The sequence below is a fragment of the Bacillus sp. GW823-FHT06B01 genome (genome assembly GCF_058952315.1).
In genome coordinates this window covers 958564-983045 of record NZ_JBXAHR010000003.1, presented here as the reverse complement: position 1 = coordinate 983045, position 24482 = coordinate 958564, and the positions used below count along the sequence as shown (strand labels likewise).

Sequence of the window (24482 nt, the reverse complement as noted above, 5' to 3'; positions counted from 1 at the left end):
TATAATTTTAGCTTGTTACAGAATTCACCGGAAACGAAACTTGACTCATCCAAATACCAGCTAATAATACGAGTATAGCTAGAACAATTTCTAAGAGCAATAAACGGCGATTAACTGTTCCCATATCGTTACCCCATGTTTTCGTTTGTCTCCATGCTACAATTGTAATTATACATACAGTAAGAATCTTTATATTTAAAAGGTTCGTCCATATTGAATTAAAATTAAAAAGTACCCAATTCCTTGTCTGTAGAAACACAATTAATTCCCCAGAAAGAAATGCTAGAATAAATGAAATACCAGCAATAATGCTAAAATGCTTACGGAAACGCTTTTGATCAAATGTAATTTTGTATAATGTTGTCCACGCTATAACAAGAACTAAATAAATAAGTGCTCCTAGCCACACTGCAATACTCATAACATGGACCATTCTAATTATAACTGCTGCCCAATTTGGATTAGTAATCCATACATGACCTGTGAAAGAAAAACTCGCAACAAGAAATCCCCAAACTAGCGCATACCATTCGTTCCCCATATGTTGCAAAGACATAAGAACTAATAATAGCAGTTGAATCATAATAACAACTGCAAATGGCGAATGAATAAGTAAACTTCCCTTCGGAATAACTGACTTATATACTATTAATTCGGTTATTAATCCTACTACAAGTATAGAGAAGAAAATCTTTTTCATATTCTTCATTCTTTGCAATATGGACGGTAATTTATAACGTTTAACAAACATATCGAGCCACTTTACTCCTGCTCCAATTAAAATCATTCCCTCTACAATATAGCGTAGTGCTACTATCATAACATCTGAAAATACTGAGCCACTCCCACTCGCATTTCCCTCTACCACTACATTAGTTTGTACTTCTTCTCCAATTGAAAAGGGATAGCCTCCCTCACTCGGATGTCCGTCTGCAGAAATCATAGACCACCTTACTGTGTAAGTACCATTATTTAAGTTTGGTAATTTCACTTTTATTTTTGTTGGGTTATCTAATATTTCAACCTTTGATACTTGCACTCTCTTTGCACTTGAATCTAGCAGTTCAATATTGACTACATTTCCTGTAACTGGTTCACTAAATTCAAGAATAATCTGTTCCGGTTGTACTGTAAGAACCTCCCCCTCTTTAGGGGTGGCTCCTACAACACTTGTATGAGCAAATACACTACTATGAGAAAATAAAAATATACTTACACTTGTTAACATAAATACTATCATTCTATAAAGCATGAAAACCTCCGTATTATTATTCTGGATGATTACCTGAGTGATCTCCGGTAGAAAATGGAGTAGTTACCCCCTCATAATTCATCATCGTATGCATTCCTTTTTCCGCATGAACGAGATGATGACAATGAACCATCCATAGTCCACTATTATTTGCCTCTAAAGCAATTTCATATTCTTCTCCCGGAAAAACATTAACTGTATCTAAGTAAATCGGACTTCCCTCCATTGGTTTACCATTTTTAGAAATAACTTGGAATGTATGTCCATGTAAATGCATTGGATGAATTTCCTCTCCCTTATTTTTAAAGCGTATCTTAACTTTATCTCCTTTCTCTACTTTAATGGGTGGAATATCAGGTGATGTCTTTCCATTAATCGTATACACCCATTTTTCTTGTCCATTTACATCTTTCACACCTTCTGCCAAATCCATATCATAGACCTTTGTAAACTTTGAATCTATCGTAAACTTGCCAACTTCTTTTTCTCCATATTTCGTAAAATCAAACCATGGATAACTCTTTATATCAATAGGTTTTTTCGGCAAAGAACCATTCCCAATAGTCGCTGTTAACATTCGATTCATTTTCTTAGATGGATCCACATTAATAAGTTTTACACTCGTTGTTTCCGGCATTTTAAAAACAAGGTCATAACGTTGTGCAGCTCCCATCGGAAGAATTGCTTTATCTAGCTCGTCCCCACCTTTTATATCACGACCATCTAATGCGATAATTTGAAATGGCGCCCCAACTAATGTCATTAAATGCGTATTATTCCCAGCATTAATTAAGCGAAGGCGTACTGTTTCACCTGGTTTTGCATCCAATCGTAGTCCCTCACTTGTATCATTTAATGTAAATACATCGTAATCATCTCCATCAGATAAATCTTTGAGTTGATCATTACTTGGCATCATTAACGGGCCTTCTAAAGTTTGCGCCTTTTCATTTCGAATATGATTGCTAGGGTAGCTATCCCAATCTTTATCTTGTTCGCCATTATGCTTACGGGTTTTTATGGCTCCTGTTTTCCATTCATGGATCGCCACTGTATAATCCTTTTCATATTTTACAGCTGGTTTATTCGGTTCAATAACAATGGTTCCAAATAGTCCCCGCTCCGTTTGTATTGCACTTTTTTGATGTGAATGATACCAATATGTCCCCACCTGATCAGCATTAAATGCATATGTATATGTTTCACCTGGTTTTATAGCATTTTGCGTAACACCTGGAACACCGTCTACCGCCGCTGGAACATCTAATCCGTGCCAATGGATTGTAACTGGTTCTGGCAATTCATTTTTCAAATTTACAACAATACGTTCACCTTGTTTAACTCGAATTTGAGTACCCGGTGATGTTCCATCAAAAGTCCATGCATCTACCTTTTTCCCATCTCCCAAATCTAAACTGGCTACTTTCGCCGTAATATTAAAAGTTTTTGTAACCCTTTTTTTGGCATCTGAATTAGCAATAGATGTAATTGATTCTGAAGTAGATGTTGCATCTGTTAACTTCTTTTTTTCATTTGTACCTGGGTAATTATTTATTAAAAAATATCCAAAAATAACTAACCCTAATAGTAAGCATGCCGCAATCAATATATTTCTTAAATCGCTTTGTATAAATTCCTTTTTCATATTAGTCTCTCTTTCATTTTTTGTTGTAAACTATTAATTTTCATACGTAGATTCATTGCCTATCACCTCACATATTCACTTCGATTTACATCATAACACTCAGAAAAAAAGAAACTTTGAAGGAATTTTAAAGACTTTATAAAGAAATATATTTCAATTTTTCTTTACTTCTAAATCTTTTTTATTGCGCAATAAAAAAGAATGTATAATACTATATAAAACATATATATTTAGGAGGATTACAACAATGTCCGAAAAAACATACGAACTCGCAACCTTCGCAGGCGGTTGCTTTTGGTGCATGGTAAAGCCATTTGATGAACTTCCTGGTATTCATAAAGTACTTTCTGGCTATGCAGGTGGTCATGTAGAAAACCCAACATATGAACAAGTAAAAGCTGGTACATCTGGTCATTTAGAAGTTGTACAAATTACATTCGATCCTTCTATTTTTCCATATGAAAAATTACTAGATTTATATTGGCCACAAATCGATCCAACTGATGATGGCGGACAATTCTTTGACCGCGGTCCCTCTTATCGCACTGCTATTTTTTATCATAATGAAACGCAAAAAGAGCTTGCTGAAAAATCAAAACAGGCTCTTGCAGAAAGCGGTATGTTTAAAGAGCCAATCGTAACTGAAATTCGCCCGGCTGCACCTTTTTATGAGGCTGAAGAATACCATCAACATTTTTATAAAAAAAATCCGGAGAAATATGCTACTGAGCAAAAAGAATCTGGCCGTGAAGACTTTATAAAAGAAAATTGGCAAAAAAAATAATAAAAATGCATCGTACCTTTTAAGTACGATGCATTTTTATCTTTGAAAAAAGTACCATACAATGATGAGAACAACCGCTGTCAATGTCCAAAGTGCGATTTCATTTTTCACTCTACTCTTTTTCTTATTCATTTCCTCTCCTCCTAATAGAAATACAACATATTCAAGATTTCCTCTGTTTCATTGTCCACCTTATATACGTGAATACATCCTTACAAATTTTTATAACAAGACCACCGACGATTCCGATTGCAATTGAAATTACTAACATCTGTACAAAACTAAAAGTAGTTGTGTATGTCATGTAGATAACAATGCATACAAGTAAAACATCCGGTAAAGAAAGCAAAAACTTTTTAAGCATTTCTTCAGCTCTCCTATGCTTTATTTGTAATTTATACTTTCTACTGTAGCTTTGAAATAAAGTTTGTTCAAAAATTCCATTTAGACACTCATTTTATGGAAAAAGAATAAGAACCTCTTTTAAAAAGGGGTTCTTATCTACATATCCTATTCCATGATTACTCCTAAAATAGAATAATATTACTAGTGATTTGTTGTGAATTAACTATTTGCTAGGCAATCGGATGTTACGCCAGCTACCTACATCGCATTGACCGTATGTATTATCACCTACTGCTACCACCGTGCCATCTAATTTCAGACCAACCGTATGCGCACAACCCGCCGCTATCGCTACAATATCACGCCAATCGCTTACATTACATTGACCATACTCATTCCAGCCGACTGCCACCACGGTACCGTCTGATTTAAGTCCGATTGTATGATTCGTACCAGCCGCTATTGCCATAATATCTTTCCAGCTGCCTACATCGCATTGACCAAGTTTATTATTACCCACTGCCATCACTTTGCCACCCGATTTCAAACCAACAGTATGAAGATAACCTGCTGCCAACTCCACCATAGCACGCCATCCACTTACATTGCATTGGCCATATCGATTATTCCCCACAGTCGTCACTGTTCCGTCCAATTTAAGACCGACTGTATGCCAGTCACCCGCCGTGACCGCCACAATATCACGCCAGCTGCTTATATTACATTCTCCTTCTTTATTTCGGCCCATCGCTATTACCGTACCATCCGGTTTAAGACCAATGGTACGACGCCACCCTGCCGCAACCGATACAATATTATGCCAGTCGTTTACATCACATTGATCATGCTTATTCCACCCCACCGCTTCCACAGTATTATCACTTTTAAGAGCGATTGTATGAGCATTACCCGTGTTCGTCGCCATATGAACATTACCCGCTGCGACTGCTTCAATATCACACCAACCGCTTACATTGCATTCTCCTTCTTTATTTCGCCCCACTGCCACAACTGTGCCATCCGATTTAAGAGCAACTGTATGACCACGACCTGCCGCTATCGTATCTTTAGGCCACCGTTTCACTTTTAACATTTCTTCTTTCGGTGAAATGTAATTCATGTTTTACCTCCTTGCATATAAACAACTGTATCCAAATAGATATTTTTATCTAATTTCATTATAAATGACCCGACTTTTTTTATAAATTTACAGCTACAAAAGAAGCCTATTATTATTTCTTCAAAAAATAAAAACCTCCAGTTTAAATACTAGAGGTCCCTTCTTTATTTCTTCAATCGTTCAATAAAATCGTTCAATTTATCAAGTGATTTCATATTCTGATTACAAGCTACACCATCTTTGCAAATATAGTTTCCCTTTTTAACGAAAGTTCCTTGTACATCACCTTTAATTTCAACTAAAAACATCCCTACTTCTTCATGTCCATGACATAATGAACAAATGCTCTTTTTATTTAAACTTTGGAACGTTCCTTGCAGACCAACAAACTTATTTTTATCATTTTTCGCTATTATAAATTTCCTGCTTGACCGATACGATAAACTTAACTAAATCTATACAATTCAATCAAATTTACACGAGTTAGTGCTTCATCGTGTTCTCGCAACCCCAAAGGGACGAGGGGTATAACACTCCACACGAGGCAGTATCGTTACCTCCTATTATCAAGCATTTATTTTACCCATCTTGATAAATTTATCGCAGCATTTACATCCCTATCGTGATGGCTATTGCATTCGACACAACGCCACTCACGTATTTTTAAACTCCACTGTCCTTCTGGTTGAACTGAATGGTCGTATTTTACGCCGCAACATGAGCAAATCTTGCTTGAGGCGAACCATTTATCAGCTTTTACATACGCAATGCCATACTTCTCGCACTTGTATGATAAACATTGAAAGAAGAAGTGTAATTTTTGAAATGAAAATGCTTTCGATAGTTTTTTGTTTTTTAACAGGTTTGAGATAGGTAAGTCTTCCACAACAATCCTCATTGGTTTGGTTTTCACCAATTTAGCTGTTGCTTGATGGATATGGTTATTTCGGATATTCGTAATTTTCCTAGATAACCGCAGGTGCTCAGCTTTCGCTTTTTCATATCCGGCAGATTGAATTTTTACACCTTTTTTAAATCTCCTAGACATATCTCTTTGAGCTGACTTTTTCCTTTTCAAAAGTTTTTTAACCTTGGCATCTTTGTTTATATTTCGTTCTTTCGTACCATTAGAAGCTACAAACAACTCTTTTAAACCAATGTCCACACCAATCGATTCATTGGTTAGTTCTTGTGATTCAAAGTCTTCTTGGAATCCTACACTAATCCATCAGTGACGACCATCAAATGTAACTCTTGGATTGGATGGTTTTTTGTTTCTTGGTAGTTGTTGGCTTGTTTTCACTTCTCCAATAGACTGAATATGAACTACTTTCTTTCCTATAATCAGTCTTTCATAATTGGCATAAAATCCTTGAATTAAATCTTTTTTGGATTTATAAGAAGTGTGATAACCATTTTTGTACTTTTTGAACGAATTTCTTCTCGCCTTATCAAAATCTTTTGAAGCCTGTTTAGGAACTTGTGCATTGATGTCTTTTAACCACCCATATCTCTTTCGCTTCTTGATCTTTGTAAATCGTTTCTGTAAAGCTAACTGTGAAACAGATTTTCCAAATAGCTTATAGTATCTATCACTCATTCTTTTACAATAGTTATAAGCGAATCTTGCAGCACCAGCATGGTTTCTAAGCACTTGTTCTTGTTCAGGCGTTGGAATCAGTCTGACTTTCTTCGCTAATATCATCAGAATGTAACTCCTTTAATGAAAGATTTGTTCTTCTGAATAGTAGCGTGTTCCACCAGCATTCTCCTGAGACTACTCGGATGCAAACCTGTTAATTCTGATACTTGACTAACTCGTGAAAATTTCATTATTATTCTCACCTCATTGAACCTAACATAGCACGTACGTTCGATATTTTCAATGAATTTTGATAGATTCAATAAAATTTATCTTGTTCAACTAAGGGCGCAATTCCTTAGCCAGTTCTCTTATGAACTTCTCATGTTTTCACATGAGCGCAGACTATATGTTTATCTACTTAAAGATAGAGGATTTTTCCACCACCATAGGCTTGTGGTGTACTCTCGTCAGTTATACGAGATAGTCGTTGAACGTTCATCTTATCCATTTTGACTTAGATGATTCGAGGCGGAAGACCCATTGTTCTAGTGTTTAGGATTTAACCTTGCACGATCTGATTGATTTTTTCTGCTTTCGCGACATTCACGCTCGCTATTTCTAGCCACGTTGTAGTTCAATCAGCTTTAGGGATTGCCCGCAGTTAACCCTCACTACTAGCCAATCACTTGACTAGCAGGGCTTACTGATATATTTAATTAACTTTCATTATAATTGGTTAAATAAATCGTAACAGTTAGTTACCCTTTATCAATCCAGCTTAAATAAGATAATTCTTTCATGTTCAGTTCTTTCATATCAGGAAGTTTTAACTTTTTCGCTTTAGGAAATAATTTTTTTAATGTTTGCGCTGTAACTTCCTGAAACGGAATGACATACGGATTTATTTTCATTAAAAACGATTCTGCATCTTCTCTATTTTGAACTGTTAATACGGTATCAATTAACTCTTTCTGTTCATCTGTTAAATTTTCAAATACATGTATTATTTTTTCAATCGCAAGTGATTTTAATGCTTGAATTACACCTCTATCATTTGCCGTTGCATGCCCATTTGCTAAAATATAAGCTTGTGATTTTATAAAATTGTATTGATCACTTCTAATAAAAGCTTCCATCTTTATCACTCCATACAAATTGTTGATCTAGTCTTATTGTATACAATGATTCAACTTTTTGATATGTAAAAGATAACTTAGAAACGAATATTACATACATCGATTATATTTTACCGCTCCATTTCCTGACAAAAGAAACCATCGTCTGTTTTCCATTCAGCATATAATACATCCTCAAATTTAGTAATCCCTCTTTGCTTTATTTGCTTATACAGCCATCCCTCATCAAAACCAGCTTCCCTCAAATTATCTTTCACTACTTTTCCATCACTAATTAATGAAATTGGTAAGTATACAGGCTTATGTTTTAAACTTAAATCATTTATAGTAGGAGATTCATATTTGCTCTTTTTCAGAACGCTTATGTTTCCGTTAGGTTCCAAAATCATATATTCAACTTCTCGAATTGAAAAAATATCTTTTTGCTGCCTAAGCATTTGTTGTAATTGATTAATATCTAAATGATTTGAACTTAATTGTTCTCGGTCAATGTTTCCATTACGGATAATAATTGAAGGATACCCTTCAAAAAACCTTCTTGTTCCTCTTATTTTTTGTGTTATCACTTCTATTGAATAAATTAAAATTACCCAAACAAATACTGAATATAAAATAGACCACACTTTAATTTTAGGATCATATATTGAATTTCCAACGAGCTCACCAAGGACGATAGCTGAAATAAAATCAAAGGGGGTTAGCTGAGATATTTGTGTTTTCCCTAGTATTTTTGTAGCAATTAATAGAACAAAGAAACCAATTAAAAGCTCTATCGTTATTTGTCCAATATGATTCATAAATGCTCACCTTTCTGCTTTTCACTCAAATGTTCTATATTCTATTTAGTAAAAAAACGACACATTTTTCTATTATTTTGTCCATTCATACGCAATATATCCGATACATACAAAGCAAAAAAGAGTCTAGTTCAATTTAATAATTGAACTAGACTCTTTTATTTTTATTTAGAATACACGATCTTTTTAATCGTTTCTCCGGAAAGAAAATGCTCCTCTGCAAGTTGATGAATGGAAATTCCTCTTTTAAACGCTTCTTTAATAGCTTTATTTCTTTCATCTAATTGTTTTCTTCCTCCAGATCGTGTACCCCATTTATAATGTTTCGTTTCTTGTTTTGGAATGTAAATTGTTTCACCTTGTATATACTTTTGAATTTCAATAATTAAACTTTCTGGTAAAACTGTCGCAGCTTTAACGTATTTCATTTCTGCTCGCCCCTTATTTTTTATGGTTCATTTCAATAAGGTGCAAAGCCAAATATAAAAAATGATACGAGCTCATTTAGGCGATTGTATATTACTTATCTACCTCACGCAAAGTATCGCCATTTCCATACTTGGCTTTGCATGAGACGCTGCAGTGTCCGGCAATTGAATTGTAATCGCCATATAAACACCTCCTAATATACCTTTTGCATTTTATTATATGATAAATTCCTCCCCCTTGCATCCACATCCTTTTTAAAGCATGAAATTACTTAGTTTGATATAATACTTTTTAGTCCAATTCAAAAATATAGTGAGGTTGCTTTATGAAAAAGAAAATAATTATTACAATCGTTACATTATTCATTATTACTGTAGCATTATTTGGAACATACAAATTGATGAACGCAAGAAGTTTTCAATTGTTTGGAGATTTAACAAACCGAGTAGAAACAAATGAAAAAGTGATTGCTTTAACTTTTGATGATGGTCCTACGAACAATGTAAAACAAATATTACCGCTACTAGATACATACAATGCAAAAGCTACTTTCTTTTTAATCGGAAATGAATTAGAAAAAAACCTATCGTTAGGAGAATCTATCGTACAATCTGGACACCAAGTTGGAAACCATACATATTCTCATAACAGAATGGTTTTTAAAACACCTTCTTTTATTAAAGAAGAAATAGAAAAAACGAATTCATTAATCCGCCAAACAGGATATACAGGTGAAATTGATTTTAGACCACCTAACGGAAAAAAGCTAATTGGTCTGCCCTATTATTTAAATAAAAATAATATCGAAACAATCACATGGGACCTTGAACCTGATACTTTTTATAAATCTGCTGCTGATAAAATTGAATATGTTAATAAAAATGTACAACCAGGTTCTATCATTTTATTACACTCTATGTACGATGAGTCTAATGAAAATTTACAGACCATTGAAGGTATTTTAGACTCATTATCTAAGAAGGACTATCAGTTCGTAACAGTAAACGAACTGCAAAAAAGAGCAAAGTAAAAAGGTAGCGTATCATAGAGCGATACGCTACCTTTCTTTTTAAATAATGCCAAGTACATTTAAGAATACGATAATAATCGCAATTGGTGCGATAAAGCGAAGTAAGAATAACCATAATACGAACAGTTTATAGCCTTTATTTTTACTTACACCAAGCTCTTTCATTAATACATCTTTCTTCATTTTTAAAGGAACAAAGATGGAAACTAATAAAACACCAAGTGGCATTAGTACGTTACTCACTGCATAATCCGCTAAATCAAAGACTGTCTTTCCGAAAATTTTCAAATCACCTAATATACCAAATGATAATGCTGATGGTACCCCAACAACGAAGATTAATAACCCTACGATTAAGGCCGTCTTTTCACGTTTGCCTTTACCTTTTGATGTTAACGACGCAACACTAATTTCTAGCATAGAAATAGCAGATGTAATCGTTGCGAAGAAGAACAGCAATAAGAAAATAACGAAGAACACTTTTCCGAACGCCATTTTACTGAAAATAGCAGGTAATACGATAAATAATAATCCTGGTCCTTGAGATGGTTCTAATCCAAATGCAAATACAACTGGGAAAATTGCAAGTCCTGCAAGTAATGTAATTACTAATGTTAAAGCTACGATAGAAAATGCTGAACGAGGTAAACTTTCTTCCTTCGGTAAGTATGAACTATATGTTACCATTACTGCTACACCGACCGATAATGAGAAGAACGATTGACCCATCGCATATAAAATAACTTCTGATGTTACATGTGAGAAATCAGGTTGTAAGAAGAAACGAACGCCTTCTCCCGCGCCGTCTAATGTAAGGGCACGAACAATTAATACAAAGAATAAAACGAATAGCGCTGGCATGAAATATTTATTTACTTTTTCAACACCGTTTTGTACGCCTTTACTTACGATAAAAATAGTAATAAGAATGAATAATAACTGTGCTCCTACTGCTAAATAAGGATTGGAAATGATTTCACCAAACGTAGCTTCGTATGCGCCATTTCCTTCCCATAGTCTACCTGTAATTGCATTCCATAAGTATAATAAAATCCATCCCCCTACAACACTGTAGAAAGAAAGTAATATGAAACAAGTTACAATCCCTAATTTCCCTAACCACGGCCATAATGTTTTTGGTGCGATTTCTCTATATGCATCAACAGCCTCTTTTTGTGTACTTCTTCCGATAACGAATTCAGCTAATAATAGCGGTAAACCAATTAATAATGTGAAACCGATGAAAATAAGGAAGAACGCGCCGCCCCCTCCAATTCCGGCCATATACGGGAATTTCCAAATCGCCCCAAGACCAATTGCTGAACCTGCTGCAGCTAATACGAAACCTAATTTCGATGTCCATTGCTGTGAATTCATTTGTTAATCTCCTCTCTGTCTCTTTTTCTTTGTTTCAGTTCAGTATTTATATTGTTCTATCAATACTCTTTTCTAATACGTTCACTTCCTCCCTAATCATAAAAAAACGCCCCTACGTAAATACGTAGGGACGACAAAAATATCGCGGTACCACCCTAGTTATGAAGATACAACAAAGTTAGGACCTAAATAAAAAACGTCCCTACGCAAATACGTAGGGACGATAAATTATCGCGGTACCACCCTAGTTATGAAGCCACAACAAAGTTAGGACCTAAACAAAAAACGTCCCTACGTAAATACGTAGGGACGATAAATATCGCGGTACCACCCTAGTTGTGAAACAATCTTCACCACTTTATTTGATAACGGTATAAACTACCGTCTTTCATTTCCTCAAAATATGAGATTTATGAAAGATGCTCCAGGACGAACTTCATGAATAATCTATATACTGATTCACACCAACCATCAGCTCTCTGAAATAGGGAGATATTCACTACTATACCCTTTCATTGCCCAAATATTATTTTCCGAATTGATTACTATCATTTTTATCACACATTAAAAATAGTGTCAACTTATATTTTGAATTTTTATGTATTACATTCTATTTAAAAAATGTAAAATATGACTTTTAAATGAATAATATTAGAATATTTATGTTCCATACTATATTAACTTCTCTAACAGGTTTATAGTAGTATACGATAAATGCAAGACAGCACGAGTAGGAGGAAAGAATTTTGTCTACTTCAAAAGTTTTAAAAGGTACTGCTTTATTAAGTGGTGCAACAATGATTTCACGTATATTAGGTTTTATATACTTCTTCCCTTTTCAACTATTAGTCGGAACACAAGGGGTCGCTTTATATGGATATGCATACTCTTGGTACGGTATTTTATTAAGCTTCTCAACAGCTGGTATTCCTATTGCTGTTTCCAAATTTGTTGCAAAGCATAATGCGCTCGGTGATTATAGTACAAGCAAAAAATTATACAACTCTAGTGTAAAATTAATGCTGTTTATGGGCTTCTTAGGATTTTTAAGTTTATTTATTGGGGCACCATACATATCACAATTTATTATTCGCTCGAAAACGCCAGACCCTCAATTTATCGCCGACGTAACACTTACGATGCGAGCATTAAGTTTCGCACTTATTATCGTACCAGCTATGAGTGTTACACGTGGTTATTTTCAAGGATTTCAGCATATGAAACCAAGTGCTGTTTCTCAAGTTGTAGAACAAATTGCACGCGTTGTTTTCATTTTAGTTGGTAGTTTTATCATTTCAAAACTATTAGGGGGTTCCGTAGCTTCTTCTGTTGCAGTTGCTACGTTTGGCGCTGTTATCGGAGCGCTTGCCAGCGTTTCGATTTTAATGTTGTACTGGAAAAAATATAACAGATTAAAGCCTCCCGAAGGAGAATTAAAGTCAAGAGCATCCAATATTCCATTAAAAAATATTTATATGGAATTACTTCGATATGCAATCCCAATTGTATTTGTCGGTATTGCAATTCCACTCTACACGTTAGTAGATCAATATACTGTAGCTGATGTCCTTAGGGCGATGGGCGAGCCGTTAGAAACAGCGAATGCAGTTTTCGCTTATATAACGAACTACGCCCAAAAGTTAATTATGATTCCAGCTTCTCTTGCAACTGGATTCTCATTAACGATCATTCCGGCTATAACGAAATCTTATACAAGCGGGAAACTAGAAGAACTACAAGAACAAATTGCAAAGATATTTCAAGTCTTATTATTCTTCACTATCCCAGCTGCATTCGGTCTTGCTAGCATCGCTTACGATGCCTTCCGTATGGTTTATGTAAATCCTGAAATTGCACTTGGGGGATCACAATATTTAATTTCATTTGCACCTTCTGCTATATTAAGTGCGATTTTCACAGTTTCAGCAGCTATATTACAAGGAATCGATTATCAAAGAAAAACGATGATCGCTTTCTCAGTCGGTATTCTCGTTAAAGTTTTAGTAAATACACCGCTCTTACATTTATTTGGCGGACACGGTGCTGTACTTGGAACAATTCTTGGATACCTCGTTTCCAATGTTATTATGTTGTACTGCATCATTAAGTTTGCGAAATTTAAAATTGGTGAGACAGCAAAAACAGTACTTCTTATTACAATTTACTCCGCTGCAATGTCTGCTGTTGTAATTGCATTAAAAGCGATTTTAAAATGGATGATTCCTGGACAATCCTATATGGAATCACTTCTCATTGTCTTTATATGCGGCGCTGTAGGAGGGATTGTTTATCTTTTATTCGTCCTAACGAGCGGACTTGCTTCACATATTCTCGGTGATAGACTTCAACGATTACCCATACTAGGTAAATTAGTCAAATAAAAAGAAGGGAGGTAACTCATTGTTACATCCCTTCTTTTTTACTTCGCATATTGTATACGTTTTTGTTGTTCAGTAATATGTAATTCTGGAGCATATTGTTGTACTAAATGTAATAGCTCTTCAATTAACACTTCTAACTCCTGTACACTATACTCCGGTTTCCCTATTAACGTATTTGCCATACGCTCGTATAGATTTTCAGGCTTAATAATCATCCGTTCCACATTATGTGGCATCCATTTAAATGCCGGATGATGTACATACATTTTATTCAAACCAAATAAGACCCCAAATATATTTCTTTGCACTTCACAAATAACATCATATAACATAAGCCAGTCTTTTCGTTTTAAAAGCGCCTCTCGATTATGCCAGCGATTACTTAACCAAAGATTTTCTGAAATCATCCGTTTCGCTAGGTCTTCTGGATATGCCACCACTCTATCTTTTAATTCATGTACTTTCTCTTCTCCATACAAACTAACACCATCATGAACGGATGATACGATACATTGTTTTTCATAACTTATATCATATTGATCCACCACATCCGAAATAACTTTCTCTACAGTTTCAGTTAAAAAGTTACTAATCTCTAATTTAATTCCCTCTTTTGTCAAATACGTTTCCGACCATTCTTCTTCCTCGTAAGGGTGATATGACAAAATTGTTCCACCAATATAGTTAATTGGCCCTTTGCGATCCTCATCCTCTGGTGGCATTGACCATAAAATATGCAATTCTATATCTGAATGTTCATCTTCTAGTTTTCTAGCTACTGAACCCGCTAAAATAATAGTCTCTATTTTCGGATTTCTCCTATAAATCTCCGACATTTCTATTGCTTTCTCTTTTAATCCCACTTCATTTCCCCCTATAATTGCAGTACACAGTTACCTTTTCATTTATCTATTTCGATATTATGCATTGTATTCCCTTTTCAATGTCCCACTAAATCATATTTCTATCCAATAACGCTGAACAATTTCCCCAGTATGAACAGAAACTACTTCATCTTCTAACATACCGCCAACCTTTTGAATCGTTTTAGCCGAAGCGATATTAACTTTATCGCAAGTTATTAACACTTTCTGTAACCCTAACTTTTGTGCTTCATCTAATGCAAGTTGTAGTTGTTTCGTAGCGTAACCTTGACGACGTTTATTTGGATGTACACTATAACCGATATGACCGCTTTCCAGTAATAATTCTTCGTTTAATCTATGTCTAATATTCACAAAACCTATAAGTTCCCCTTTTTCAAAACTTAAAAATTGACTAGACGGTACTCGATTACCTTGTAAGTTTTCTTCCACTTCTTGTATACTCACTTTTTCAAACCATTTATCGAGAGAATCAAAATTTTGTAAAGAACTACTACCATGTGGTTTTTCATCCGTATGTAAAAATGCCTCCCGATACTCTATAATTTGTTCGCTATATTCATTTGTTGGTTTTAATAGTTTCATTGTCATTCTCCCCCCTCTTTACAACCTAAAACAAACAGCTTAATCGTGACAATTTCATTCAAATAATCCCATACTCAAATAACGTTCTCCTGTATCAGGTGCAATACATAAAACTTTTTTACCTGCGCCTAGACGTTTCGCTATCATAATTGCTGCGTAAACAGATGCTCCAGACGATGGCCCAACTAATAAACCTTCTTGTCTAGCTAAGTTTCTCATTGTCGTTAAAGCCTCTTCGTCTGCAATTTGAATAATTTCGTTATACACTTCTGTATTTAAGTTTTTCGGGATAAACCCTGGACTTGTTCCTACTAGTTTATGAGGACCTGGAACACCGCCTGATAAAACGGGAGATCCTTTTGGTTCTACTACTGCAATATATAAGTTTGGTAGCTTCTCTTTTAACGTTTCCCCAGTACCTGTAATAGTTCCACCAGTTCCAGCCGTTGCTACGAATGCATCAAGCTCGCCATCCATTTGTTCATAAATTTCAAGTGCAGTCGTATAACGATGAATATTCGGGTTTGCTGGATTTTCAAATTGTTGCGGAATAAAACTATTTGGAATTTGCTTTTGCAGTTCTAATGCCTTCGCAATTGCTCCTGGCATTCTTTGTTCTGCCGGTGTTAAAACTACTTCCGCGCCGTATGCTTTCAATAAATTTATACGCTCTTTTGACATATTGTCTGGCATAATTAAAATTGCTTTATACCCTTTCGCAGCTGCATTCATTGCTAAGCCTATTCCTGTATTTCCGCTTGTCGGTTCAATAATTGTATCTCCTGGTTTGATGAGACCATTCTCTTCTGCAACGTGCAGTAAATTATAGGCAGCGCGGTCTTTCACACTGCGTGATGGATTAAACATTTCTAGTTTTACATACACATCCGCTGCGTCTTCTGGAATAAATTTAGATAATCGGACGACAGGTGTATCTCCTATTAATTCTGTAACATTTTCACATAATTTCATAGTGCATCCCCTATTCTATCGTTTTCTTATCACTTGGTAATAACCAAGAAGTAAGTCCAATTAATGGTAGACAACTACATAGTAACATAATGAATTGTAGACTATATATGTCAGCCAATTTCCCAAGTACTACAGATCCTAAAGCTCCGAGTCCAAACGCAAGCCCTACAATTAATCCAGATACCATCCCTACTTTTCCAGGAACAAGCTCTTGCGCATAAACAACAATTACACTAAAACTACTTGAACTAATAAAACCGATACATAAAAATAGCGGTACGACCCACATGAGCGAAACGTGAGGTAATAAAAGGGCAAGTGGCGCCGAACCTAGCATTGAAAATACAATAATTGTTTTCTTTCCAAATCGATCTGCTAACGGTCCACCAAAGAAAGTTCCTAATACACCGGCAATCATAAATGCGAATACGAAATACTGGGCATTTTTTATAGATAAACCGTAATGCTCAATTAAGTAAAATTGATAAAAATTCCCTATACCAGCACCGTACCAAGAACGTACAAAAGTAAGAAAAACAAGAAGTAGAATAACAAATTTAATATGTGTACTTACAATCGCATTTTCCGCCTCAAGCGCAGCCCTCTTTTTTCTTCTCACAGCGCCAGTTGCTAATTCATTTCTATACCAATTTGATACGAAAATTAATAATACAATTCCTACTGCTGCAAAGGCTGTAAAACCTAAAGAACCAATTTGGCCGAGCGGAACGAAAATTAGCGCTGTAAAAATAGGAGCTAAGGAATTCCCTGTATTTCCTCCAACCTGATAAATCGCTTGCGCTAAACCTCGTTTTGCACCAGCTGCCATATAAGCAACTCGAGCACCTTCTGGATGAAAGACTGCGGAACCTAATCCGATAAATAAAACAGAAATGATAACAATAATAAAGTTCGGTGCAAATGCAAGTCCAATCATTCCAAGCATACTCGAAAACATACCGAGCGGTAATAAAAATGGTGATGGCTTCTTATCTGAATACATACCAAAAACCGGCTGCATAATCGATGACGTCATATTTAATGCAAACGCAATCCATCCTACTTGCATATAAGATAAATTCATCGTTTTTTCCAAAATAGGAAACAATGCCGGCACGACTGCTTGCATCGAGTCATTTAAAAAGTGACCGAAACTAATCGCAAATAGAATTCGATATATCGTCGGTGTTTCCATTGTATTTTTTTTCGAAACTGCCTGCATATATGTATTTCTCCTTCCTGTACAAAATATATATTTATTACAGCAAGTGTAATAAAGTAAAACTTTAACCTTGATAAATTCTGACTTTTGAAACATTTCTATTCTATACTGGTTTCATTTCTTTTTCCAGAAATATCACTTCTTACATAATATATTTTTTCTATAAGTTTTATCGGGTTTATTTATAGAAATTTTCTATATTTTCTTTTATACTAGGACAGAGATGAAGGAAAGGATGACAACTATGAAGAAAAAAACTAAAGGAATCGTTGCACTCTCAATCACATTATCTATGTTTTTAACAGCATGTGGTCAAAAACAAGAGGCTACAACTACCGGAGAAAAGAAAAAAGAATCTTCAAAACAAGTATTAAACATTGTAGAAGCTGGGGAAATTTCTACACTTGATTCATCTATCGCAACTGATGGGTTTTCTTACGCTGCATTAAACAACGTAATGGAAGGATTATATATGCCTGGCCCTGACAATAAACCTGTTCCTGCAGCAGCTGAATCATACAAGCTGAGCGAAGACGGAAAAACATATACATTTACATTACACGATTCAAAATGGTCAAATGGTGATCCAGTTACTGCACATGATTTTGAATATGCATGGAAACGTGCTGTTAATCCAGAAACTGCTTCTGAATACGCACATATTTTGTTCGATATTAAAAACGCAGAAAAAATAAATAAAAAAGAATTACCAATTGACTCATTTGGTGTAAAAGCAATTGACGATAAAACGCTTGAAGTACAGTTAGAACACCCTGTTCCATACTTTTTAGGGTTAATGGGATTTGCAACATTTTATCCTCAAAACAAAAAAGTTGTAGAAGCGCAAGGGAAAAATTACGGACTTGAAGCTGCAAATGTAGTTTATAACGGGCCGTTTCAATTAAGTGAATGGAAACATGATACAAGTTATAAAATGTCAAAAAACCCGAACTACTGGGATAATAAAAATGTGAAGTTAAGTGAAATTAATGTAAATATCGTAAAAGATACTTCCACAGCCGTTAATTTATTTGAAAGCAAACAAGTAGACCGAATTACGATTAATTCAGAGTTTGTCGATAAATATCAAAAAGATCCGAGCTTAAAGAAAATGGAACGTCCTTCTATGACATTTTTCCGATTTAGCCAAAAGAATCCTTTATTAGCAAACAAGAATGCTCGAAAAGCTATTTCGCTCGCTTTTGATAAACAAGGAATCGCAACAACGATTTTAAATAATGGTTCTATACCTGCGAATGCATTTGTTCCGAAAGGATTCGTAAAAGGACCTGATAATAAAGATTTTCGCAGTACAAGTAATGTAAAAGTAGGAACAAATGTGAAAGAAGCTAAAACACTATGGGAAACTGCAAAAAAAGAAACAAACTTACAAAACGCTTCACTTTCAATCATAACAACTGATGAATCTAACGATAAAAAAATTAGTGAGTTTTTAAAAGGTGAACTGGAGAAAAACTTACCAGGACTTAAAGTCACATTACAACCCCTTCCAGTAAAAGCATTTTTAGATCGTGAAGGAAATGGTGATTTTGAAATTTCACTTTCTACATGGGGACCAGATTATCCTGATCCTACAACATTCTTAAATATGTTTGTCACTGACGGACCGTTTAATAAGATGAGTTATTCAAACAAAAAATACGACGAATTAATTGAGAAAACGAGCTCTACTTTAGCAACTGACTTACCAGCACGTTGGAAAGCGTTCCAAGATGCAGAGAAAGTCTTACTGGAAGATGATGCAGCTATCGCTCCAATCTTCCAATCAGGCCTGGTATATTTAGAACGTCCAACAGTAAAAGGTGTTGTTATTCGTCCATTTGCAGGAATTTATTCTTATAAGTGGGCCTCTATTACAGAATAAGAAAAAGGCGATCCTAACATATATTAGGATCGCCTTCTTTATTAAATTGCAAAACGCTTATACTTTTCGTAATCACTCGTCTTACATTCTACTTCTAGTTTTGTACCTTCGTTTTCATAACTTGTAGATAAAACGTGCGCATGATTATTGAAATAAGAAACTACCTGTCCTTGATCATACGGAATTAACATTTCACACTTCGTATACTCTTTATAGATGTGTGAACGAATCATTTCGACAAGCTCTTCTATCCCAACATGTTTCTTCGCTGATAAATAAACGCGGTCTTCTTGTACTTTCGGAATTTCAACATCTACCATATCTGATTTATTATAAGCATAAATGGTTGGAATATTTTCTACTCCAATTTTCTTTAACGTTTCATTTGTAATGTCAATTAACTGTTCGTAATTTGGGTTCGCGTAATCTACAACGTGAATAAGTAGGTCCGCTTCCGCTACTTCTTCTAACGTTGAACGGAATGCTTTCACAAGGTGATGCGGTAATTTGCTTACAAATCCAACTGTATCTGTTAATAGGAATGATTTGTTATCTGGCAAATCAATATTTCGCACAGATGTTTCTAGCGTCGCGAATAACATATCTTTTTCAAATACTTGTTTTTCTTCTGTACCATTGTAAATTTCAAGCATTGCATTCATTGTCGTTGACTTTCCGGCGTTCGTATAGCCTACTAATGCTACAACTGGTACTTCATTTTTCTTACGTTGCTTTCGCTGCGTTTGACGCTGGGCAACAAGTGCTTCTAGATCTTTATTTAAAACTGAAATCTGTTCTTCAATTTTACGACGATCTAACTCTAATTTCTTCTCACCGACACCTTTATTTTTCGTACCAACTCCGCCGCTTTGTCTTCCTAACGATTCACGAAGACCGATTAAACGTGGCATCATATACTGAAGATGCGCTACCTCTACTTGCAACTGTGCTTCTTTCGTTTTCGCACGTTGCGCAAAAATATCTAAAATTAATATGGTACGGTCAATTACTTTACAATCTAAATCTGCTTCTAAATTTCGAATTTGAGAAGGAGATAATTCGTCATTAAAGATTACCATATTCGCATCTACTTCATTTACATAGGCTGCTACTTCTTCAATCTTTCCTTTTCCAATATAATGGGACGGATTTACTCGTTGTAAATTTTGCGTCACTTGCCCAATTACCTCTACATCACAAGCTTCTGCAAGATTCGCTAGCTCTTCCATTGAATATGCAAAATCATCTTCATTACCTAAATTTACTCCAACTAAAACTGCTCTTTGTAATAATTCTTCCATATATTTATTCCTCCATTTCGATTACGTAAAATAAAAAACACAGGTTACTGCCTGTGTTTTCGTAAACGGATAAGGGTTCACCAAAGAAATAGGAGAAAGCTATACTTTCATCCTATCTCATAGTCAATAAGTCCCAAAATCATATACGCATCCACAATAAGTGTTCACCTATACGATCCCATTCTATTTATAAAGGCAAAACAAAAAGAGGGCGTATTCGTCCCTCCCTCTTTTTCACATATAAGCTTAATAAAGGGTTCCTTTAAAATAGGCAGACCAATCCCGTTCACTCTGCACACAGACAGAGCCTTTGAGCGCTATTCAATTATTGGCACAAAGTATTGAGACGTAATCTGATTAAGATCAAAGGAAGCCCCTCCGTTCATTTTAAGTTACATAAAGTGTAGCATAAGTAATTCGCTTTCACAAGATTAAACCACCTATAGAAACAGAAAGAAATTCTTTATATATTTACTTTAATCGTCATTTTTTGCGCATTCTTCTTACACTAAAAATCACAAAAGCTACTATCAGTAACAGACCTATAGAAAGGGTAACAACTTGCCACCAACTGAAACCGCTGACCATCTTCCCTTTTAAATCGACTTTCTTCGTCGGAATAGACTCTTTTGCAATTTGACTTAAAGCCACTTTCTCCGCCCCTGCCTCATCTAATCTCTTCGTTCCACTACAACTATGTGTGTGTAATTGTTTTTCTGATCCTCTTTGAGAAGAATATACTAAATACTCTCCTCCTTCTACAAAGTGAAATACACAATCACCACCATTTGTATATACAATAAGTTGCGAAGAAGTTGTCCCTTTCCAAATTTTCTTCACTTCAAATAATACTTCAATCTCAACCCCTTCTTTCCTTCCAACCCCAATTACCTTCCCCTCAAATACTACATCATTTTTTTGAAATGCATCTTCTGCTGATACGTTAATACAATCACAAGCATAAGATTTCCCTGGAAAAATAATAAGAATAAAGCTACAAATAATGACAACAGGCAATATATACAAAATTCTTTTCAAAGAGCCCAACTCTCTTCATTATCAATTTTAAAAACTTATCGTATATTATTTTTTACAACACTCGCCAAATTCCTTCATAGTAAGTTAAGCTTTTTCGTTTCAATACAATAAAAGTCTTTATTAACATTTTTATAACCTAATAATAGTATCAGGTTATAAAATAAGTTAGGAGATGTTCCTATGAATTCTAAATCTCGTATTACTGCAATTGGTACTTATGTTCCAAATCAAATATTATCTAATAACGATTTAGAGAAAATGATTGATACGAATGATGAATGGATTGTACAAAGAACAGGAATGAAGGAAAGACGAATCGCGAGCGAAGACGAATACTCCTCACACTTAGCCATTAAAGCAATTGAAAATTTATGTACAACTTTTAAAAAGAACTTAGAAGATATAGACTGTATCATCGTCGCTACAACAACCGCTGACTATGTTTTTCCTAGTGTCGCATGTCAAATACAACAACACTTCAACATACCTCATACAATAGCATTTGATTTAAATGCAACTTGCGCTGGTTTCACATATGGTCTGCACGTTGGTAATAGCTTAATCACTTCTGGATCACACGAAAAAGTACTTGTCGTAGCGACAGAGACATTATCTAAAGTTACTGATTACACCGATAGAACGACTTGCATTTTATTTGGCGATGGTGCTGGAGCTATTTTATTAGAAAGAGATGAAAACAAACCAAGCTTTGTCGCTGCTCATATGGGAACAAATGGGCACGGTGGTATTCATCTATACCGAACAAACTTATCTACTACTATGAATGGTACACCACTGCAAACAAATGAAAAAATCGTTCAAAACGGGAGAGAAGTATATAAATGGGCAACTCGTACAGTGCCAGCAGGTATAAAAGAACTATTACATACCGCAAATATGCAAATAGATGATATAGACTGGTTCATACCACACAGTGTTAACTTACGAATGATTGAATCTATTTGTGAGAAAACCGAAATTCCAATTCAAAAAACTTTAACAAGTGTAAAACACATGGGAAATACATCTTCGGCTTCCATTCCACTCGCTCTGGATTTAGCTAGGAAAGAAGGAAAATTAAATAACGGAGACACACTTTTACTATACGGATTTGGCGGTGGTCTTACGCATTTAGGCCTTATTGTGGAGTGGGATTTAAACTAACATTTTTCTTTTATACAACTAACTACAAAAAAGCAGCATCCAAAGATTGGTTCCCCCACTTTGAACGCTGCTTCTACTCTCTTAATTTTATTTACCTGTCCGAGCCCATATCACAACAGGAATAAGCATGAAAGCTAATACTCCTCCTGCTAATGACAATGCCGCATAACTTGAATTCGCCACTACCATACCTGACATCGCTCCACCTGAAGCTCCAGCTAGCGCAATAAACACATCTATTTTCCCTTGTGTTTTTGCACGTGTGGAAGGTATAGTTGCATCAACAATTTGAGCAGTACCACTTATTAAACCGAGGTTCCATCCTAATCCTAGTAAAGACAAAGCAACAATTAATAGTATTAAAGAATCACTCGGCGCTATCGCAGCTATGACACCTGCTGCTAGTAAAATTACTCCGCCAGCTATACTCATCGTAGTTCTTCCAATTTTATCAATTAACATTCCTGTAACGAGAGATGGAAGATACATTGCACCTACATGAAAACCAATCACAAGTCCTACTGCACTTAATCCATGACCGTGATGCCCCATATGAACTGGCGTCATCGTCATAATCGCAACCATCACGATTTGTGTAAGTATCATTACAATAGCTCCAACAGTAATACCTCGTTTATTTTCTGTCGCTTCTTCTGTTACTGCTTGCCCTTTATATGTATGCTCTTGTTTATATGTTTCTATCATATTAGCAATAAATAACGGATCTGGACGAAGCATAACAAATAAGACAATACCCGCAAGTATAAATGCTGCTGCCGATAATATGAACGGACCAGCAAGTTCAGGAATTCCAATTGAATGAGCAAACCTTCCCATTACACCTACTAAATTTGGACCTGCGACTGCACCAAAAGTCGTCATTACCATCGTAATACTAATAGCAGTTGCTCTTTGCTTCTTATTCGCTAAATCCGTTCCAGCATAACGCGCTTGTAAATTCGTAGCTGTGCCCGCGCCATATATAAGTAAAGAAACTAGTAAAAGAATAATACTATTTGTTAAAGCTGCCACCACAACTCCTATAGCCCCTAGTCCACCTACTATAAAACCTCCTGCAAGCCCTATGCGGCGACCATGTTTTTGTGATAACTTCCCAACAAAGAAAGCCGCTACCGCAGATCCCATTGTAAACATAGCTGCTGGCAATCCTGCATATGCATCTGTCCCAAGCATTTGCTGCGCAAGAAGTGCACCTACTGTAATTCCAGCAGCTAACCCTGCTCCGCCGAACATTTGTGAGATGCTGACGATTATTAATGTTCGTTTGTATAATTTTTGTTGGTCTTCTTCTGTATATATGTGATTACTTTTTAAAGCCCCCGCCTCATCTAACAATTCCTCATCCTCCCTTTGAAATAAAATCCCCTTGTTAATGTATTATGTTTTACATTACATATACAACGACATTTTCTATTCGTTTTTTTCATTCTAAAAACTTACTAACCATAGACTACTTATCTCATGCTATATTAAAAATACTACTATTTACAATATGCAAGGAGAAAACAATAAAAAAACAGGCTGCTATT

19 protein-coding genes, 3 pseudogenes and 1 other annotated feature are annotated in these 24482 nt (G+C 35.3%); of the genes and pseudogenes, 5 read left to right on the top strand and 17 right to left on the bottom strand.

Annotated features, from left to right (window positions below; genetic code table 11):
- Positions 1-7: 7 nt before the first annotated feature.
- Entirely contained in the window at positions 8-1252 is a 1245-nt protein-coding gene (locus AC1Q8N_RS18300) for a copper resistance CopC/CopD family protein (protein ID WP_048543288.1), read from the bottom strand.
- Between the two features lie 16 nt (positions 1253-1268).
- Positions 1269-2897: a multicopper oxidase family protein gene (locus AC1Q8N_RS18295; RefSeq protein WP_088057877.1), complete on the bottom strand. Its 1629-nt coding sequence runs from the start codon at positions 2895-2897 to the stop codon at positions 1269-1271.
- Positions 2898-3144: 247 nt separating this feature from the next.
- Between AC1Q8N_RS18295 and msrA the strand changes: the two genes are divergently transcribed.
- Positions 3145-3681, top strand: a complete 537-nt coding sequence (gene msrA / locus AC1Q8N_RS18290) for a peptide-methionine (S)-S-oxide reductase MsrA (RefSeq protein WP_001291868.1) — start codon at positions 3145-3147, stop codon at positions 3679-3681.
- A 163-nt stretch (positions 3682-3844) separates the two neighbouring features.
- On the opposite strand, the gene AC1Q8N_RS18285 is transcribed toward msrA, so the two are convergent.
- The 7 genes and pseudogenes from AC1Q8N_RS18285 to AC1Q8N_RS18255 form a co-directional block, all read right to left on the bottom strand.
- Positions 3845-4045 (bottom strand): hypothetical protein, encoded by a 201-nt coding sequence (locus tag AC1Q8N_RS18285; RefSeq protein ID WP_098080534.1) that lies wholly within the window; start codon positions 4043-4045, stop codon positions 3845-3847.
- Positions 4046-4249: 204 nt separating this feature from the next.
- The gene (locus tag AC1Q8N_RS18280; protein ID WP_493521306.1) at positions 4250-5146 is read right to left on the bottom strand and encodes an RCC1 domain-containing protein; all 897 of its coding nucleotides are present in this window, start codon (positions 5144-5146) and stop codon (positions 4250-4252) included.
- 164 nt (positions 5147-5310) lie between these two features.
- A pseudogene (locus tag AC1Q8N_RS18275) lies at positions 5311-5577 on the bottom strand (FusB/FusC family EF-G-binding protein); the annotation flags it as partial.
- A gap of 143 nt (positions 5578-5720) precedes the next feature.
- Positions 5721-6851: pseudogene (locus AC1Q8N_RS18270) on the bottom strand (RNA-guided endonuclease InsQ/TnpB family protein).
- Positions 6852-7492: 641 nt separating this feature from the next.
- Positions 7493-7867, bottom strand: a pseudogene (locus tag AC1Q8N_RS18265) (FusB/FusC family EF-G-binding protein); the annotation flags it as partial.
- Between the two features lie 110 nt (positions 7868-7977).
- Positions 7978-8664 (bottom strand): DUF421 domain-containing protein, encoded by a 687-nt coding sequence (locus AC1Q8N_RS18260; RefSeq protein WP_048543294.1) that lies wholly within the window; start codon positions 8662-8664, stop codon positions 7978-7980.
- 164 nt (positions 8665-8828) lie between these two features.
- On the bottom strand, positions 8829-9092 hold the full coding sequence (locus AC1Q8N_RS18255) for a CD3324 family protein (protein WP_048543295.1): 264 nt from the start codon (positions 9090-9092) through the stop codon (positions 8829-8831).
- Positions 9093-9418: 326 nt separating this feature from the next.
- On the opposite strand from AC1Q8N_RS18255, the gene AC1Q8N_RS18250 reads away from it, so the two are divergent.
- Positions 9419-10123, top strand: a complete 705-nt coding sequence (locus AC1Q8N_RS18250; protein WP_048543296.1) for a polysaccharide deacetylase family protein — start codon at positions 9419-9421, stop codon at positions 10121-10123.
- A gap of 39 nt (positions 10124-10162) precedes the next feature.
- On the opposite strand, the gene AC1Q8N_RS18245 is transcribed toward AC1Q8N_RS18250, so the two are convergent.
- Positions 10163-11500, bottom strand: coding sequence for a sodium-dependent transporter (locus AC1Q8N_RS18245; RefSeq protein ID WP_098642842.1), 1338 nt, complete (start codon positions 11498-11500; stop codon positions 10163-10165).
- A 302-nt stretch (positions 11501-11802) separates the two neighbouring features.
- Positions 11803-12025 (bottom strand) — a binding site (T-box leader).
- A gap of 221 nt (positions 12026-12246) precedes the next feature.
- On the opposite strand from AC1Q8N_RS18245, the gene AC1Q8N_RS18240 reads away from it, so the two are divergent.
- Positions 12247-13881: a putative polysaccharide biosynthesis protein gene (locus AC1Q8N_RS18240; RefSeq protein WP_098642843.1), complete on the top strand. Its 1635-nt coding sequence runs from the start codon at positions 12247-12249 to the stop codon at positions 13879-13881.
- Positions 13882-13919: 38 nt separating this feature from the next.
- Here the strand turns inward: AC1Q8N_RS18240 and AC1Q8N_RS18235 are convergent, their stop codons facing one another.
- The 4 genes from AC1Q8N_RS18235 to AC1Q8N_RS18220 all read right to left on the bottom strand — a co-directional run bounded on the left by AC1Q8N_RS18235 (position 13920) and on the right by AC1Q8N_RS18220 (position 17544).
- Positions 13920-14744: a DUF4037 domain-containing protein gene (locus AC1Q8N_RS18235; protein WP_098642844.1), complete on the bottom strand. Its 825-nt coding sequence runs from the start codon at positions 14742-14744 to the stop codon at positions 13920-13922.
- Between the two features lie 93 nt (positions 14745-14837).
- Positions 14838-15350: a GNAT family N-acetyltransferase gene (locus AC1Q8N_RS18230; RefSeq protein WP_048543604.1), complete on the bottom strand. Its 513-nt coding sequence runs from the start codon at positions 15348-15350 to the stop codon at positions 14838-14840.
- A 54-nt stretch (positions 15351-15404) separates the two neighbouring features.
- Positions 15405-16322: a cysteine synthase A gene (gene cysK, locus AC1Q8N_RS18225; protein WP_000762271.1), complete on the bottom strand. Its 918-nt coding sequence runs from the start codon at positions 16320-16322 to the stop codon at positions 15405-15407.
- A gap of 10 nt (positions 16323-16332) precedes the next feature.
- Positions 16333-17544, bottom strand: coding sequence for an MFS transporter (locus tag AC1Q8N_RS18220; RefSeq protein ID WP_048543300.1), 1212 nt, complete (start codon positions 17542-17544; stop codon positions 16333-16335).
- Positions 17545-17788: 244 nt separating this feature from the next.
- Here AC1Q8N_RS18220 and AC1Q8N_RS18215 point away from each other — a divergent pair, with 244 nt between their 5' ends.
- Positions 17789-19429 carry a peptide ABC transporter substrate-binding protein gene (locus AC1Q8N_RS18215; protein ID WP_048543301.1) on the top strand — a complete coding sequence of 547 codons (1641 nt, stop codon included), beginning with the start codon at positions 17789-17791 and terminating at the stop codon, positions 19427-19429.
- Between the two features lie 41 nt (positions 19430-19470).
- On the opposite strand, the gene hflX is transcribed toward AC1Q8N_RS18215, so the two are convergent.
- Entirely contained in the window at positions 19471-20730 is a 1260-nt protein-coding gene (gene hflX, locus AC1Q8N_RS18210; RefSeq protein WP_098642845.1) for a GTPase HflX, read from the bottom strand.
- A gap of 483 nt (positions 20731-21213) precedes the next feature.
- Entirely contained in the window at positions 21214-21768 is a 555-nt protein-coding gene (locus tag AC1Q8N_RS18205; protein ID WP_098642846.1) for a cobalamin biosynthesis protein CbiN, read from the bottom strand.
- Between the two features lie 180 nt (positions 21769-21948).
- On the opposite strand from AC1Q8N_RS18205, the gene AC1Q8N_RS18200 reads away from it, so the two are divergent.
- Positions 21949-22932, top strand: a complete 984-nt coding sequence (locus tag AC1Q8N_RS18200; protein WP_060489920.1) for a ketoacyl-ACP synthase III — start codon at positions 21949-21951, stop codon at positions 22930-22932.
- An 87-nt stretch (positions 22933-23019) separates the two neighbouring features.
- Here AC1Q8N_RS18200 and AC1Q8N_RS18195 read toward each other — a convergent pair whose 3' ends face one another.
- Entirely contained in the window at positions 23020-24288 is a 1269-nt protein-coding gene (locus AC1Q8N_RS18195; RefSeq protein WP_493521305.1) for an MFS transporter, read from the bottom strand.
- Positions 24289-24482: the final 194 nt, after the last annotated feature.